This window comes from Rothia sp. HMSC068F09 (assembly GCF_001812775.1).
Classification (GTDB): domain Bacteria; phylum Actinomycetota; class Actinomycetes; order Actinomycetales; family Micrococcaceae; genus Rothia; species Rothia mucilaginosa_A.
Genome location: NZ_KV810427.1, coordinates 46,244 through 62,308, shown reverse-complemented (window position 1 = coordinate 62,308; position 16,065 = coordinate 46,244). Strand labels below are relative to the sequence as shown.

The 16,065-nt window shown below is 64.9% G+C and carries 13 protein-coding genes; all 13 read right to left on the bottom strand.

Annotation, left to right across the window (positions count from 1 at the left end):
* Nucleotides 1-159: 159 nt before the first annotated feature.
* The 13 genes from tatC to HMPREF2874_RS05930 all read right to left on the bottom strand — a co-directional run bounded on the left by tatC (nt 160) and on the right by HMPREF2874_RS05930 (nt 15,978).
* Nucleotides 160-1,041 carry a twin-arginine translocase subunit TatC gene (gene tatC, locus HMPREF2874_RS05990; protein ID WP_070649401.1) on the bottom strand — a complete coding sequence of 294 codons (882 nt, stop codon included), beginning with the start codon at nt 1,039-1,041 and terminating at the stop codon, nt 160-162.
* 121 nt (nt 1,042-1,162) lie between these two features.
* Entirely contained in the window at nt 1,163-1,414 is a 252-nt protein-coding gene (tatA, locus tag HMPREF2874_RS05985; protein ID WP_049334189.1) for a Sec-independent protein translocase subunit TatA, read from the bottom strand.
* Nucleotides 1,415-1,429: 15 nt separating this feature from the next.
* Complete coding sequence (locus tag HMPREF2874_RS09390) at nt 1,430-1,768, bottom strand: hypothetical protein (protein ID WP_049334190.1); 339 nt, start codon at nt 1,766-1,768, stop codon at nt 1,430-1,432.
* Between the two features lie 93 nt (nt 1,769-1,861).
* Nucleotides 1,862-4,189 (bottom strand): helix-turn-helix transcriptional regulator, encoded by a 2,328-nt coding sequence (locus HMPREF2874_RS05975; RefSeq protein ID WP_070649399.1) that lies wholly within the window; start codon nt 4,187-4,189, stop codon nt 1,862-1,864.
* Between the two features lie 244 nt (nt 4,190-4,433).
* Entirely contained in the window at nt 4,434-4,829 is a 396-nt protein-coding gene (locus tag HMPREF2874_RS05970) for an FKBP-type peptidyl-prolyl cis-trans isomerase (RefSeq protein ID WP_049334192.1), read from the bottom strand.
* Nucleotides 4,830-4,938: 109 nt separating this feature from the next.
* Nucleotides 4,939-5,997, bottom strand: coding sequence for an FKBP-type peptidyl-prolyl cis-trans isomerase (locus tag HMPREF2874_RS05965; RefSeq protein WP_070649397.1), 1,059 nt, complete (start codon nt 5,995-5,997; stop codon nt 4,939-4,941).
* Nucleotides 5,998-6,222: 225 nt separating this feature from the next.
* Nucleotides 6,223-7,695, bottom strand: coding sequence for a Pup--protein ligase (pafA, locus tag HMPREF2874_RS05960; RefSeq protein ID WP_070649394.1), 1,473 nt, complete (start codon nt 7,693-7,695; stop codon nt 6,223-6,225).
* Nucleotides 7,696-7,724: 29 nt separating this feature from the next.
* The gene (locus HMPREF2874_RS05955; RefSeq protein ID WP_049334195.1) at nt 7,725-7,919 is read right to left on the bottom strand and encodes a ubiquitin-like protein Pup; all 195 of its coding nucleotides are present in this window, start codon (nt 7,917-7,919) and stop codon (nt 7,725-7,727) included.
* A gap of 263 nt (nt 7,920-8,182) precedes the next feature.
* Nucleotides 8,183-10,009 (bottom strand): depupylase/deamidase Dop, encoded by a 1,827-nt coding sequence (gene dop / locus HMPREF2874_RS05950; RefSeq protein ID WP_070649393.1) that lies wholly within the window; start codon nt 10,007-10,009, stop codon nt 8,183-8,185.
* A gap of 121 nt (nt 10,010-10,130) precedes the next feature.
* Entirely contained in the window at nt 10,131-11,987 is a 1,857-nt protein-coding gene (gene arc, locus HMPREF2874_RS05945) for a proteasome ATPase (protein ID WP_070484421.1), read from the bottom strand.
* Between the two features lie 364 nt (nt 11,988-12,351).
* Complete coding sequence (locus tag HMPREF2874_RS05940) at nt 12,352-13,449, bottom strand: tRNA (adenine-N1)-methyltransferase (protein ID WP_070649390.1); 1,098 nt, start codon at nt 13,447-13,449, stop codon at nt 12,352-12,354.
* A gap of 214 nt (nt 13,450-13,663) precedes the next feature.
* Nucleotides 13,664-14,971, bottom strand: coding sequence for a cysteine--1-D-myo-inosityl 2-amino-2-deoxy-alpha-D-glucopyranoside ligase (gene mshC, locus HMPREF2874_RS05935; RefSeq protein WP_070649389.1), 1,308 nt, complete (start codon nt 14,969-14,971; stop codon nt 13,664-13,666).
* Nucleotides 14,972-15,129: 158 nt separating this feature from the next.
* Nucleotides 15,130-15,978 (bottom strand): undecaprenyl-diphosphate phosphatase, encoded by an 849-nt coding sequence (locus HMPREF2874_RS05930; RefSeq protein ID WP_049343292.1) that lies wholly within the window; start codon nt 15,976-15,978, stop codon nt 15,130-15,132.
* Nucleotides 15,979-16,065 lie beyond the last annotated feature (87 nt).

The window sequence follows — 16,065 nt, the reverse complement described above, 5'->3', positions numbered from 1 at the left end:
GCACGCGGCGGCTCGAGCCCGACCGCGAGCGCATCCGGCGCGCCTTCTGGGTTTTGGGGCCGTCCGGGGGCGGGTATGCGGAAAGGGCGGGGCGCAGAGGTGAATCTGTGCCCCGCCCTTTCGGCGAGTACCCGTGATGTGGTGTTCCGTCAGGAACGTTTAGGAGGTTTTTTCTTCGTCGAAGTAGCCCATATTGGCCAGGTCTTCGGCGCTGGTTGCGGTGTTCAGGGTTGCTTCGTCTGCGCCTTCTGCCAGCTTGGCGAGCTTGCGGTCGCGGCGCTTGTCGTTGAACATGCAGATGCCGATGGCCGCGAAGAAGAAGATGAGTAGCGGCGCCATGAGGACGAACATCATCATGATGTCGCTACCGGGTGCGGTCAGTGCCGCGATGACCGCGACGAGGACGACGACCCAGCGCCAGGACTTCAGGATGGTCTTACCGCGAATTAGGCCCAGCATGTTAATGCCGACGAGAATGACGGGGATGATGAAGGCGCAGGAGAACGTCACAACGAACTTCAGGATGAAGGAGATGTACACGCCGGCGTCAATGTAGTTACTTTCGTTGACGGGGGTGAACTTCAGCAGTGCGTAGACGACGCCGGGGAGGGTGAAGTACGAGATGGCCACACCGCAGCCGAAAGCGAAGATGGCTGCGGTAAGGAAGCCGAAGAGATACTTCTTCTCCTTGGTGTGCAGCGCCGGTAGCAGGAATCGCAGCGCCTGGTAGAGCCAGACGGGGGACGCAATCACCATGCCGATGTACATGCCGACCTTGAGCAGCTGGTCGAAGGGGGATGCAACGGAACCGTAGTTGAGGTTGGCGTTGCGGCCGGTTTCTGCGTTGATCTGCTGCAGGGGTGCGGAGATCATTTCGATGAAGGGCTGGTAGAGGAAGACCGTGCCGATGATGGCCGCGATGATGGTCGCGATGGCCGCCTTGATGAAGCGGTCGCGAAATTCGCGTAGGTGTTCCTTGAGTTCCATGCGCGCTTCAGGGTTGAGTTTGCGGTTGCGCACGTCCTGGTCGGGTGTTGCCACGGGGGTGTCCTCTGGGTGTCTGTGCCTATGGTTGGCTGAGGGGTTTGGGGGCGGTGCCGCAAAACCCGTGCCGGCCGGTGGGCGGGCACGGGTTTGGGGCGTGGTGTGTTGAGACCGTTGGTTACTTGGTTTCGGTCTTGCCGTTGTCTACGACCTCGCCGGTGACGACCTCTTCACCGTTCTCTGCCTTGGTGGCGTCCTTCTTGGGGTCGCTCTTGGCGTCGTTCTTGAGGCCTTCGACCTCGGTCTTGAAGATGCGCATGGACTGGCCGAGGCTACGTGCCATGCCGGGGAGCTTGGGGGCGCCGAAGAGCAGGACGACGAGGAGGATGACGACGATGATGGTCGCGGGGTGGCTGAAAATCTGGCCCATGGTGTGCCTTTCTGGTTAGAGCAGGTCTCCGATGTTTTGAGGTTGGCCGAGTCGATCTCGTCGGGAGACCCGTCGCTTGATCCGCTCAGACCTGCGTGTCTGTTTGCCTTGTTCGTAGTTATTGTATGCCTCGGTGATGGGTGTGAATACCCCGAGGGTGGTGTCTCGCGGGAGTTTTCGAGTGGCGTTTGCTTGCGCGGTGTCGAATTGTCCCTCGATTGACTCGACCCAGGTAACGGTTTCGTCGAGTAGCGTGAAACCGCGAGTGAGTGCTTTGTAGGTGAACCATGCCAAGTAGAGGAGCGAGCAGATGATGAGCGCGCCCCATAGCAAAATCCAGAACCACCAAGACATGGGCACCATTATACAAGTTTTGAGGTGTTGTTTTGGTGGGGTGTTGATGTGTTCTGGGGGTTTTAGTCGTGTTTTTGCGGATGGGTGTAGGGTCTAGTTTTCTCTGGGCGAAGCGGGGTTGGCGTTGGCGAGGGCGGTGAGGTGCTCGAGGAGGGCGGCGCGCAGGTGCGCGGGCCCGGTGATTTCGAGGGATCCGCGGTGTGCAATGACGGTGTCGATGATGTTTTTGTCGCCGGCGCCAGCGATGTTGTTGTAGTGCACGCGGACGTGGGTGGTTTTGGTGCCTTTTCGGGCGTGCTCGGCGCTGCGGCGCTTGTAGGTTGCGGTGAGGTTTTCGAGGGTTTCGCCGCCGGGGGTGTGGTCGGTGGGGTGGATGCGCAGCTCGACGCTGGGGTTGGTGGTGGTTTTGTGCTGCTTGGCGTGCCAGTCGTTGACGGTGCTGTCGTGGTTGGGGCCGATGTAGTGCGGCTGTGCTTCGCCTGCGGGCGCGTAGCTGCTGATGCGGGTGAGGCGGAAGTTGCGCCAGAAGACAGGTTCGACGGGGGTGGGCTCGGCGCTGGTGGAATTGGTGGAGGCGCTCTCCCCCGCCGCGCTCGCGGGCTTTGCCTCCTCGGCGGCATGGCTCTCTGCGGCGGCGTCCTCAGACAGCGTGGCGAGGTGGCGTGCCTCGCTGGCGCGGCACCACGCGTGCAGGTAGAGGCGGTCACGGTGCAGGGTGAGCGCTACCGGGTCGACGACGCGTTCCGCGGCGCGGGTGCCGTAGGTGATGGTGAGGGCGCGTCCGCTGGCGAGGGCGGCGCGCGCCTCCTGCAACAGGGGGTCCTCGGGTGCGAAGAGCAGGTGCTTCGCGTAGTCGGTGGTGCGCGGGTAGGCCTCCGCGAGCGCGGCGAGAATCGCGGCCGGTCGCGGGTCACCCGAGTACATCAGGTCGGCTGCGGAGAGCGTGAAGACGAGGATTGCCAGCTCGGTGTCGGTGAGGCGGGTGTAGTTGAGCAGGGTGAGGGACGCGGCGCCATCGCTGAATTCGGGGAGCAGGTTGAGACGGGCGGGGTTGGCTGCGTCGGGATCCTTAGCCTCGGAGTAGAAGGGCACCTCGTCGAAGTCTTCGTAGATGGCGTTGATAATTTTGTCGAGCTTGGCTGCGTTGTTGTTGTCGACGCGGTAGAGGGGGTTGAGCTTGTTGAGGGGCATGGGCGCCTCGCCGTGGACGTCGGCCCAGCGGTCGGCGCGGTGCAGCGCGAGGATGAGGTCGTCGAGATCGTCGAGGGCGTCGTTGCGGGAACGCTGGGTTGTGAGGAACCACTTGGCGGGGGTTTCGGGTTCGCCGGTGTGCAGGGCGATGAGCTCACGCAAAAGTTCCCGCTGGGCGGCGTGGCTGTCCTGCTGGCGGCCGGTCAGGGTCTTGCCGGATGCGGGGTTCGCGTCGTGGTGCGGCTGGATGAGCCAGCCGGCGCAGGTGGCGTCGATGGCGCTGTCTACGGCGCCGTAGGAGGGCACGGTGAAGGGTGCGGCGGGGTCCTCGGCGCCGGGGTTGGGGTCGAGGACGGTGAGGGTCTCTTCGTAGCCGCTGATTTTCTTGAGGCGGGTGCGGGCCTCGTAGGCGGGGTTGATGGGTGCGGGGTCGATGCTTGAGAACACGTCGAGGCTTCGGATGCGGTCGGTGCGGTAAGTGTAGGTCTTGCGCTCTTCGGGGGTTTTGTCGCCGAGGGGAAAGTGCGCGACGAGATACCAGGAGCCGTAGCTGTAGATGAGGCCGGCAACGCTGACCTTCTCGTAGGTTTTGATGTCTCCACCGCTGCCCTGATAGGTGAAATTGAGGGTCTTGCGCTGCGCGTAGGCGGTGAAGAGCTCGTAGAGGTGCGGGTCGTCGCTGAAGTGCAGGCGCTGGATGTGCTCGCGGTAGGCGTGCAGGTCGCGGGCGCGCTGCTTGACGGTTTTGATGAGGGGCGGCTGGTTGTCCCGTTTGATCTCTTCGATTCGGGTGACGTTAGCCGCGGTGAGCGCCTCGTCGGTGAGGTGTTCGCTCGTGAGCGCAATCTTGCGCAGGATGCGGTAGGCCTCGTCCTGCAGTTCGGTGCCTTCCCAGCCGCGCAGCTCGGCGTTGAGGAGGAAGAATTCTTTGGCGGTGGGGTTCCACGCGGTCAGCGAGTTGGGGGCTTCTGCGTTGAGGCGGTAGCGTCCGGAGGTGTCGGTGGTGAAGTGGGTGATGCGCGCGCCGGCGTCACGCAGGGTCTGCTTAGCGCGTTCGAAGGCGCGTTCGCTCGCCTCGGAGAGCGCGGCCCCGGGGGCGGAGGTCTTGATGCCCAGGAGGCTGAGGAACTCGTCGCGGCTGATGCCGTTGCGGCGGGTGGCTTCGTCGGGCGCCTCGGCGACGGTGGCGAGGCGGTTCAGGGTCATGAAAAGCTGAGCTGCGGTGGACATGGTTCCATCATACCGGGGTGATTTGTGTTCCGCGGCACTCGTTGAGCGTGCGGGACGGCTGCGGGAAGGTTACGGGAGGGATACGGAAGAGCCGTAGGAAGGGCGAGCCGGTATAGAAAGCCTACCGGCACGCGCCATCAACACGCATCCCCGGTGCGCAAAAGCCCGGCGCCTCTCCCCCGTCGAGGGTGAGGCGCCGGGCCGAGTATCTCTTACGCAAGAAGCGTGAGAACCTGGCTAGTCCTTAGCGAACGTCGAGCAGGTCCACCACGAAAATCAGGGACTCGCCGGGCTTAATGACCGAGCCCGCGCCGCGGTCACCGTAGGCCATGTCGGCGGGAATCTCCAGGCGACGACGACCGCCGACCTTCATGCCGAGCAGACCTTCATCCCAGCCGCGGATAACCTGGCCAACGCCCACCTGGAAGGGCAGCGGCTCGCCGCGGTTCCAGGAAGCATCGAACTCCTCGCCGGTAGAGAAGGCCACGCCGACGTAGTGGGTGAGCACGCGGGAACCGGGAACGACCTCGGCGCCGGTGCCCTCAATCAGGTCGGTGATGACCAGCTCGGTGGGGGCGTCGCCCTCGGGGAAATCGATTTCGGGCTTTTCGCGGTCGAGCTTACGCTGGCCGAAAGACATGGTGGTCTCCTTTGATTGATTCGAAGTGATTCGAAATGGTGGGGTGCGCTCGCCGCCCATCTCATGTGGGCGGCGATCGCGGTTGAAAACGTGGGTAGCGTTCCCGGGTTTACTGCGCGGTAGCCGAGGGTACCGGGGTTGCGGTGGCCGCATCCGTGGAGGCGCCCGAAGCCGATGCGGAGGCAGCGGCGGCGGAAGCGGCCTGAGCCTGCTGCAGGGTCTGCGGGTTCTCCTCGGCGCCCAGGATATCCACGACGAACACGAGGGTGCCGGTCGGGGTGGAACCGTTGGCGGACTCGTTACCGTACGCCTGGTCTGCCGGGATAATCAGCTCAACGCGGGAGCCGACCTTCTTGCCGGTCAGGCCGGCGGTCCAGCCCTTGATAACGCCCTGCAGGGACAGCGCCGCGGGGATCTTCTCGTAGTTGCCGTCGAAGACCTTGCCGTCGGAGTACTGCACACCGAGGTAGCGCACGTAGATGGTGTCGGTAGCCTTCACCTCGGGGCCGGTGCCCTCGATGAGGTCCTTCGAGACGAGCTCGGTGACGTCCTGTTTGGTGTCGGGCAGCTTGATTTCAGCCTTGCCGGTGGACTCGTCCAGGGTGAAGGAGGGCAGGGACGGGTCGGCGGGCTGAGCGGTGCCGGTGGCGTACTTGGGTAGCTTAGCCTTGACGGTGTACACCTCAACGTTGGTTGCGGTACCCGGGGACGCGGTCGAGGCGGTGGGCGTGCCGGAGGCGGTGCGCTGCTGCAGGATGTTGGTGCTGTAGGAGAAGGAGCCGCCAACCTTGATTTCCTTGAGCTTCTCGTACACCTCGGGGGCTGCCTGCTTGAGCTGGTCGTTGATGGGCAGCAGAATCGGTTCGCTGGAGTAGGTGGAACCGGCCACCTTGCCGTTAGCACCGTTGAACACGGCCGCCTCAACGAGCACGAAATCGCCATCGTTAATGGAGTCGCCGTTACCGGTCTCAATCACGTGCGCGGTGGGGGTGGATGCGGCGAAGGGGGTCGCGAAGGACACCTCGGGCTCCGCGGTGGCGCTCTTGAGGGTGTACTTGACGCCGGAGAGGTCGTCGTTGGGACCGGCCTTGGGGGCGCAGGCGCTGAGAGTAAGCGCGAGGGCGACGCCTCCGACGCCGATATAGGTTAGGGGTGAGCGTTTGGTCATGATATATCCTCTGGTTGTGTGCGCGCCGGATAATGCGCGCGCCTTCAGAATAGTTTACAGGTACGGGGTCTGGGCGGTCTCATGCTACCGTCCGCTGCTGTGGGCAGGCTGTGCGCGGACGGAGTATCCGCAGGATTGGGGCGCCGTCTGCGGGGTTGGGGGCGTTCGCCGGAGCAAACGCCCCCTCACGTGTTTCCCGAGCAGAGTTCGCCTAGCAGGGCTTGTCTAGCAGGGCGGCGGGAAAGCCGCCTCGCGGTGCTGACGCGCCTTGCCTTCCAGCAGGGTCAGTACCTCCTGCAGGCCCTCGCTGTCGGTCGCGAACGGGTCCTTGCACACCAGGGTGTGCTGCGGGTACGCGTTGAGCTTAAGATGCACCCAATCGACGGTGAACTGCTCCCCCGCCGCAACCGCCGCGTTAATGAAGCGCGAGCGCTGGGTGGCGCGGGTTGCCGGCGGCTCGGTCTTCGCCGCCTCTGCGGCGCCCTCGGGCAGGATGCGCTTGACCGCACCGCGACGAACCAGGGCGTGGAAGACGCTACGGTCCGGATCGATGTCGTGGTACGCCAAATCCAGCTGGCGGATGCGGGCGCTCGCATAATCGGCAGGCTGGCCGGCCGCGCGGGCACGGGCAATGTACGCATCCAGAAGCTTCTTCTTGATGGCCCAGTCGATTTCGGTGTCGATGCCGCTGTAGTCGCCGGACTCGATAGCGTCCAGGGTGCGCTGCCACAGGTTGAGGGCGTAGTCCACGTGGCGGTGGTGTGCGCCGTACTGCTGCACGTACTGGCGTGCCGCATCCAGGTAGTGACGCTGAACGCTCAACGCCGTGTAGTACTGCCCGTCGGTGGTCTGGAAGGTTGCGGTGCCGGTCAGATCGTGGCTGATGGCGCGCAGGGCCGCCGGGACGGACACAATATCCAGGCTCGTGACCGGGAAGCGGTCCTCGAGCATGCGCAGCACCAGGTCGGTGCTGGCAATCTTCAGCAGCACGGTCGGCTCGGCCATGTTCGAGTCGCCGTTGATGACGTGCATGCGGCGGAACTTCGACGCGTCGGCGTGCGGCTCGTCGCGGGTGTTAATGAGCGGGCGAGCGCGAGAGGTTGAGGTAGATGCCGCCTCCCAAATATGGTCGGCACGCTGCGAGAATGAGTACGAGGGCACGCCCGTGCTGGAGGCCGGGTCGGTCGAACCGGGCACCGGGCCGCCCTGCGGGTGGGTCTTACCGGCGCCCACCAGAATCTGGCGGGTTACCAGGAACGGCACGAGCTGGGCAATCAGGTCGTTGAACTGTAGCTTGCGGCTAATCAGGTAGTTCTCGTGGCTGCCGTAGGAGTTGCCCGCCGAATCCACGTTGTTCTTGAACAGGTACAGTTCGCCGTCGAGGGGGCGGCCCTCGGAACCGGCGAGCAGGCGCTTGCGGGCGGTGCGCGCCAGGTCGGCGAAGAGCAGCTCGCCGGCGCGTTCCTGTGCGAGCAGCTCGTCGATGCTGCTACATTCGGCGGAGGCGTATTCGGGGTGCGAGCCGACGTCCAGGTAGAGGCGGCCGCCGTTGGGCAGGAAGACGTTCGTCGAACGCCACTGGTCCAGTACGGGCTTGAAGAGGGCGGCGGCGGATTCTTCGATGCTCAGCCGGCCCATGCCGTGCGGGACGTAGCTGAGCCCGAATTCGCTCTCAATGCCGAAAATGCGGTGTTCCATGATGATGACCCGGCGCGCAGGTGCGTCGGTTACTCGCCGCCCTTCTGGACGAAGCCGGTCACGAAGTCCTCGGCGTTCTCGGCCAGCAGGCCATCGATTTCGTCGAGCAGGTCGTCGACCTCGCTCACGTCAGAAACCACGTGGGAGGCGGCCAGGGTCAGTTCCTGCTCCTGCTCGGCTGCGGTGGTTTCGGTCTGCTGCGCGTTAATGCGTTCGCGGCTCATGGTTCTCTCCTTGAGGTTGGTTAGGTTAGTTAGTTTGGTTAGTTGGTCTGTGGCGGAGGCGGTGGTGCCGGTCGGCGCGGGTTGCGTTCCCGCGCCGGATGCACCGGATGCACCGCCTCAGTGGGTTTTGTGGGTTTTGTGGGTTTTGTGGTTTTCACTCTTCCGAATGGGGGTATCAGCCCCGGGACGGAATGTGAGTTCGTGTGGGTTTGGGGGCTGAAACGCCCCGCGTCGGGCCCAAACCCCGACACTGCCCCCGCGCCCTAGCGCAGGCCGTTCAGCAGCGCATCCGAGTGGTTTGCCTCCTCCAGCAGCGGCTCCACCTCGGCGGCACCGTAGCGGGTCGGCTCCATCATCGTAAAGCGAGTCAGCTCCTTCGAATAGCGGCCACGGCACGAAACCGTATCCCAGTTAATACCCAGAATCTCCTCGGGCCAGCGGGACATCAGCGTGCCGCGCAAAAACGCGCGCGTCTCACGCGGCGGCTCAGACGCCGCACGCTCCACCTGCTCCGCAGAGAACAGCGTGCGCATGCGCCCGCGCGCCACCAGACGATGGTACAGGCTCTTCGACGGATCAATATCAGCGTACTGCAAATCCAGCGCCTTCAGCTTCGGGTTCGCGTAATCCACGCCCTTCTCAACGTAGCCGCGCACCAGCGCGTACTTCGCCACCCAGTCCAGGCGGTCCGCCAGCGAGAGCGGGTTGGTCTCCAGGGCGTCCAGCACCTCGCCCCACAGGTCGAGAATCTGCGCGGTCGCCGCATCCACACCCGCCGGGTTCGACTCCTCGTGCGCGCGGGACGCCTCGTAGTAGGCACGCTGAATCTGCAGGGCGCTCGCCGAACCGCTCGTCGACACCGGGTTCGGCAAGGTTGCCGAAGACGGCGCCAGCGGCAGCTGAACCGACAGTGACAAATCGTGGCTGACCGCGTGCATCACCGCCACCGGGTCGGACAGGCGCACACCCGGCAGCACCGGGTGCTGCTCGCTGTGCGACTCAATCAGGTTCATGACCAGCGCCGCCGTGCCGAACTTCAACAGGTTCGAGTAGTGCGAGAGGTTCGCATCCGCCGGAATCACGTGCAGGCGGCGGTACTTCGACTCGTCCGCGTGCGGCTCGTCGCGCGTGTTCACAATCGGGCGGCGAATCGTGGTCTCTAGACCAATCGTGCGCTCAAAGAAATCGGCGCGCGAACTAATCTGAAAGCCAGGAACCTCACCGTGCGTGCCGATACCCACGCGGCCCGCACCCGTGAAAATCGCGCGCGTGGCGAAGAACGGCAGGAGCGCATCCGCCACCTGCTCGAACGGAACCTCGCGGCTAATCAGGTAGTTCTCGTGCGCGCCGTAGGACTGACCCTTAGAGTCGGTGTTGTTCTTGTACAGCTTCACCTGCGGCAGGTCCTCGGCGTGCTTGCCCAGCTCCACGAGCGCCTGGTAAGCCAGCGCGTCACCGGCGGCGTCGTAGAGCACCGCGTCGGCGGGGCTCAGCACCTCGGGCGAAGAATACTCCGGATGCGCGTGGTCCACGTACAGGCGCGCACCGTTGGGCAGGATCGCGTTCATGGTCACGCGGTCCCAATCCAGACGCTCCGGGAAGCCGCCGCGACCGTGTACGCCGGCGAGCGCATCCAGGGCGCTGCGCGGCTCGGCGGGTTCGCCCGGCGCCTGCACGCCAGCCTCGCGCATAATCTCCAGGGCGATGTCCTGGCTGGTCAGCTCGGTGCGGGTGTGGGTCATCTGGCTTGAGTGCGCGGTGGAGGCGTCCTGCACCCGGCCGAAGGCGTCGCGCAGGGGCGACTCGGACTCCCCCAGCCACTGGCCCTCGGGGGCGGCGGGGGCGCTGGGTTCGGTCGAGTAGTTCTCGGCCTGGCGGGCCTCCTCGGCGGCGAGCTCGGCGGCCAGGGCGCGGCGCTGCAGCTGCTCGCGGAAGGCCTCGCCGCGGCGGAAGGCGAGCTTGGCGTAGGTGTTGACCACCAGCGCCGACAGCACGGTCGGGTTGGTGCCCGGCGCGGAGGGTGCGATGACGCCGTATTCGGTTTCGGCGCCCATGATGCGGTGCACGCCGTAGCTGGGTGTGGAGTTCATGGGGTTCTCCTGAAGGGTTCCTATATAAAGTCTGGACCTGCGGTAATGCCGGTCGTGTCGCGGGATAAGCGCTCGGTGAGTGCCGGATGAGCGCGACCCGGCTCATGCGTGTAAAGGCGGTTTAGCGGGCCGGTTCCACCGACACGAGGCGGCCGCGCACACCGGCGACGGTGAGCGCATCCTCGATATCGGGCAGAGGCGGCAAATCCACCTGGTCCTCAAACTCGGCGCGTACCGCCTCCAGCAGGTGGCGGGTGCCAATACCCACACCCGCCGCGCCGTTTACCTCGGCCGCACCGGAAGCACCGGCGGCGGTCAGCGCCTGCAGCTGCTCCTTAATCGCGGCCTTCTTCGCGCGGTCCACAATATTGCGAATCACCGCACCCGAAGCAAAATCGCCACGGTAGAGCGTGTGCGTGGAGAGGTGGCCGGTCGCGGCGTTCGAAGAGCCCACAATCATGGAAGAATCCACGGTCGCCACGGCGTACGCGGTGGAGGGGGTACGCGCGTACAGCTGGCCCGTTGCGGCGGCAATCATCGAGGTCAGGGCGGCGCGGACGGATCCGGCGGCGGCCACCTCCGCAGCGTCTAGCGGCAGGTCCTCGGTCAGGTACAGGCCGAAGATTTCGGCGGCACCGGCGGCGTCCGGGCGGTTAATGCGAATCTTCAGGTCCAGGCGGCCAGGGCGCATCACGGCGGCGTCGATGAGGTCCTCACGGTTGGTCGCGCCAATCACGATGACGTTCTGCAGTGACTCCACGCCGTCAATTTCGGCCAGCAGCTGCGGCACGATGGTCGTCTCAATATCGGAGGAACGGCCCGAACCGCGCATGCGGAACAGCGACTCCATCTCGTCGAAGAACACGACGACCGGGTGACCGGCCTCAGCCTTCTCGCGGGCGGCCACGAAAATATCGCGAATCTGGCGCTCGGTCTCGCCCACGAACTTATCGAGCAGCTCGGGGCCCTTAATGTTCAGGAAGTAGCCGCGGGTATTCGACCCCGGGTTCAGCGCGGCGGCGCGGGCGGCCAGGGAGTTCGCCACGGCCTTAGCAATCATGGTCTTACCGTTACCGGGAGGGCCGTAGAGCAGAATACCCTTGGGCGGTGCCAGGTGGTAGCGCTCGAAAATCTCGGGGTGCAGGTAGGGCAGCTCCACCGCGTCGCGAATCTGCTCGATCTGCGCGCCCAGGCCACCGATCTGGCTGTAAGTGACGTCCGGGATTTCCTCAAGCACGAGCTCCTGCGAACGGGAGGCGGGCACCTGCGAGGTAATCATGCGGGTGCGCGTATCGAGGGTCACCGCGTCGCCGGTGCGCAGCTGCTCAACATCCAGGGAACCGGCCACGCGCGCCACCTGCTGGGCGCCCGAGGAGGTATCGACCAGCACGCGCTCGCCGTCGAGCACCTCGCGCACGGTCACCACGTCGCCAAAGGGCTCGGTGTCCAGGGCGACCACGGCCTCGGACTTGTCGTTGAGGAGCACCGTCATGCCGGGGGTGAGGGTGGACAGGTCAATCAGCGGGGACACCGGAATACGCATGAGGCGGCCGCCAACCTGCACGTCCAGGTAGGTGTCAATCTCGGCGGGGGTCTTATCGTCGGCAACCTGCTCGTAGGTCATGGTCTGGCCCTCGTGCACGGCCAGCACAATCGCCGAGTTCAGCGGCGGCATGACGTTCTGCGAGAGGGAGGCGCGCAGGCGCTCCACCTGGTAGCGCATGCTGGTGATGGCCTCGACGAGCTTGCGGTTCTTCTCCCCCGCGCCGCGAATCTGTCGGCTCATATTGTCGCGGGTTGCCTCGGCGGCGGTGAGGCGGCGCAGCACGGCGTCGTACTCCTGCGCGCTCACCGGCTGGGAACCGGGCAGGGAGGTCGAACCGAACGCGGCGGAGTAGTGCGGCGCGGCGGATGCGGCACTGTGCGCGGTGCCGTGCTGCGGGGTTCCGTTGCGGTCTGCGGATTCGTGGGGGGTCACGGTCTCTCCTATGCGTGTCCGGGCGGGTCGGGCTGTTGCTGGCGGGCCCTTCGGCTGCCTCGATGCGCGGGCTCCGTCAGGGCCGCATCGAGGACGGGGTTGGTACTTTCAGTCTATCGAGAACGCGCGGCTCGGCCGGGGTTCGGGGCGCCAAATTCTCTGCGGGCTCACATGCTGACCCAGTAGTTCTCAGCTGTTCTCAGCTATTCCACGCTCATCCCGGCGGTTTTAGATTTTTCCGGCGGTTCTTAGCTCTGCCCCGGCGTTTCGGGGATCAACGGGCCGGGCGGGGCCTGAGAACAAAACCTGTGGGCGCGCCGCGGGGGCACCGGCTGATACCCGTGCCCCCGCGTGCCCGTATGAATTATTCAGCGGCCTCGACATCCTGCGCGGCCTCAGTGCTCTGCGTAGCCTCGGCGGTCTTCTCAGGCTCCAGGCCGTTCTGCTCGAGCGCAATCTCGTTCGCGCGGGCGGCGTGCGCGGCAAGGTTCTTCGCATCGCGGGCTGCGCGGCGAATCTTCTTGTCGGTCACCTCGCGCTCACCCACGTTCATGGGGATCCACGCGTTCATGTCCTCCTCGGAGAAGTCCGTCTTGGAGGCGCGACGCTTCGGCGCCAGGCGTACCGCACCGTCGGCCAGGCGACGAGCCACCACCAGGAACGCGGTGTGCGCAACCATGCGATGATCGGGGCGGACCGCCAGGCCCTCCACGTGCCAGCCGCGCACAATGGTCTCGTCACATTCGGGTTCGGTGAAGCGGCCGTCCAGGCGCATGCCCTCGACCAGGCGCGACATCTGGGTTACGGTCGCAACGTAGCAGATGAGCACGCCGCCGGGTGCGAGCGCCTCCGCCACGGCGTCCAGGCACTCCCAGGGCGCGAGCATGTCGAGCACAACGCGGTCGACGCTGCCGGGCTCTTCAACCTGCGGCAGGGTGTCCTGCAGGTCGCCGATGCTCAGCTTCCACGCCGGGTGGGGTCCACCGAACATGGTCTCGATGTTGCCGCGGGCGACGTCCGCGAACTCTTCACGACGTTCGAAGGAGTGTACGCAACCGTAGTCGCCGACTGCACGCAGCAGCGCGATGGACAGCGCACCGGAGCCGACGCCGGCCTCGACGACGCGTGCGCCGGGGAAGATGTCTGCCTTGACGATGATCTGGGCGGCGTCCTTGGGGTAGACGACGGCCGCGCCGCGCGGCATGGAGAGCACGAAGTCCTTGTAGAGGGGGCGCAGCGCCTGGTAGAGGATGCCGTGGGTGTTGGCGATGACGGTGCCTTCGGGTGCGCCGATGAGGTCGTCGTGCTTGAGGAAGCCCTTGTGGGAGTGGTATTCGCCGCCTTCGGCGAGGGTGATGGTGGTGATGCGGCCGCGTTCGTCGGTAATCTGGACGCGCTCGCCGGGGCGGAAGGGGCCGCGGCGGTTAATTGCGCCGGTGGGGGTGGGGGTGCCGCTGCTCACGGGGTGGTTCTCCTCGGGTGGGTCTGTGCTGACGGGCTGGGTCCTCTCGGCGGGGAGAGCGTTTCCAGCAAAAAATCTCTACTCATTCTACCGGAGGTTACGGCGTGCACGGAGTGAACACAGAAAAGCGCGAGGGGCGGTGCCACGGCCGTATGCCGTAGCGCCGCTCCCCCGCGCTGTCTCGTCCTAGCCGGGCGTTGCTATAGAAGCCGTCTTAGAGGACCACGCCCAGGCGTGCCGCCAGGACGTCACGCACCAGCGCGCCACCGCCAACGGTGGTGTCCGCCAGAGCCTTCACAGCCCACGCATCCACAGCAGCCAACGCCGCCGGTGCGTTCAGGTCCTCGCCAAGCGCCTCACGCACAGCAGCCAGTAGCTCAACAGCCGCCTCGTCGCTCGCGCCCTCACGGCCCTCAGCCACCGACACCGCATGACGGTAGGTGTCCAGGCGGGCCTTCGCGTGCTCGAGTAGCTCGTCGGTCCAGAACCAGTCAGAACGGTAGTGCTGACCCATAATCGCCAGGCGAATCGCGTTCGCATCCTCACCGGCGGCGCGCAGGCGCGAAACCAGCACCAGGTTGCCGCGGGACTTGCTCATCTTGTGGCCATCCAGACCGACCATGCCGGTGTGCGCGTAGTGCTTGGCGTGCGGGCGTGCAGACACAGCCCACGAATGGCCCGCACCCAGGTCGTGGTGCGGGAAGGTCAGGTCGTTACCGCCGGCCTGAACGGTCAGCGAACCATCCACAAAACGGCGGGCAATCATCGTGCACTCGATGTGCCAGCCCGGGCGGCCCGCGCCCAGCTCGCCGGCATCCCAGCTCGGCTCGCCCTCGCGCTTGACGCGCCACAGCAGCGGATCCAGCGCGTCACGCTTGCCGGGGCGGTTCGGGTCGCCGCCGCGCTCAGCGAAAATCTCGAGCATTTCGTCGCGGCTCAGGTGCGATACCTCGCCCGGTGCCCACGAGTAGCCCTCAGCGTTGGCCGGCAGCGCGCGCACGGCCTGCAGGTCCAGGTACACGTCACCGTCGGGCTGCTCAACGCCCTGCTCATCGGTGTAGCCGGGCACGCGGTACGCCAGGCCGCGGCGGTACAGGTCCTCAATCAGCGGGAACAGCCACTCAATGGACTCCACCACACCCACATAGTGAGCCGGCGGAATCACGTTCAGCGCCTTCATGTCGGTGCGGAACAGTTCCGTCTGATCCTCAGCCAGCTCACGCCAATCAACGTTCGTCGCGGTCGCACGCTCCAGCAGCGGGTCGTCCACATCGGTCACGTTCTGCACGTACGTCACCGGCACGCCCGCATCCAGCCAGGCGCGGTGCAGCAAGTCAAAAGCAACGTAGGTGGAGGCATGACCCATATGCGTCGCATCGTACGGGGTGATACCGCAAACGTACAGGCTCGCCGCCTTATCCTCCTGAACCTGAACAATCTCACCGGCAGAAGTATCAAAAATGCGCGGCAGCGCAGCCTGACCGGGCAGAGTCACAGAGGCGGGGGCATCCCAAGCTCGCATGGGTTTCCTTTCTGTAAAAACGCCCACAACCGGTGGACGCGCCACACCCGCCGCCCAACCTCAGGGCATGCGGATGCCAAAAAATCTACTCCAATAAGAATACCCGCCCGTGAGAAACTCACGGACGGGTATGTCATATCACGCTGAGGGCTAAAGCCTTAGAACGCCGAAGAAGTAGCGTTCAGAACGCCAGTGCCCAGGCCAACGAAAATCAGGATACCGAGCGCAATGCGGTACCAAATGAAAATGCCGTAGGACTTCGAAGACACGTACTTCAGGAACCAACCAATCATCAGGTAACCCACCACGAACGCGACCAGAGTAGCCACGATGGTCGAGGGAATACCGTAGAAGCCGGTGGCCTCCTCGCCGGTGACCACCTTGAAGGTCTTGTACAGGCCAGACATGAACACGGCGGGCATGGCCAGCAGGAACGAGTAACGCGCCGCGGCCTCACGGGTGTAACCCATGAACAGACCCGCAGTAATGGTACCGCCCGAACGAGAAACACCCGGGATCAGTGCCAGCGCCTGTGCGCAACCGTACAGCAGGCCGTGACGGAACGTCAGATCCTTCAGCTCACGCTGCTCGCGGCCGAAACGGTCCGCAAGACCCAGGAACACGGCGAACACAATCAGCATGGTCGCCACAATCCACAGGCTACGGAACTGTGTGTCGATGTAGTCCTCCAGCAGCAGACCCAAAATGCCGATGGGCAGGGAGCCAATAATAATCAGCCAACCCATGCGGGCGTCCGGATCGTTACGCGGCACGCGGCCGGCAAGAGCACCAAACCACGCCTTCACAATGCGCACAATATCGCGCCAGAAGAAGATCAGAACCGCGGTCTCAGTGCCCAGCTGGGTGATCGCGGTGAACGCGGCACCCGGGTCGGCCTTCTCCGGCAGGATCTGGCCAACAATGTTCAGATGCGCCGATGACGAAATCGGCAGAAACTCTGTCAGGCCCTGAACGAAGCCCAAAATAATCGCTTGAATCCATTCCACGCCTTCAAGGATACAGCAGGGGTACGGCGACGGGGCGGTCCGCGGAGGGTGATATATCACCTCCGCAAACCGCCCCGTCCACACCGC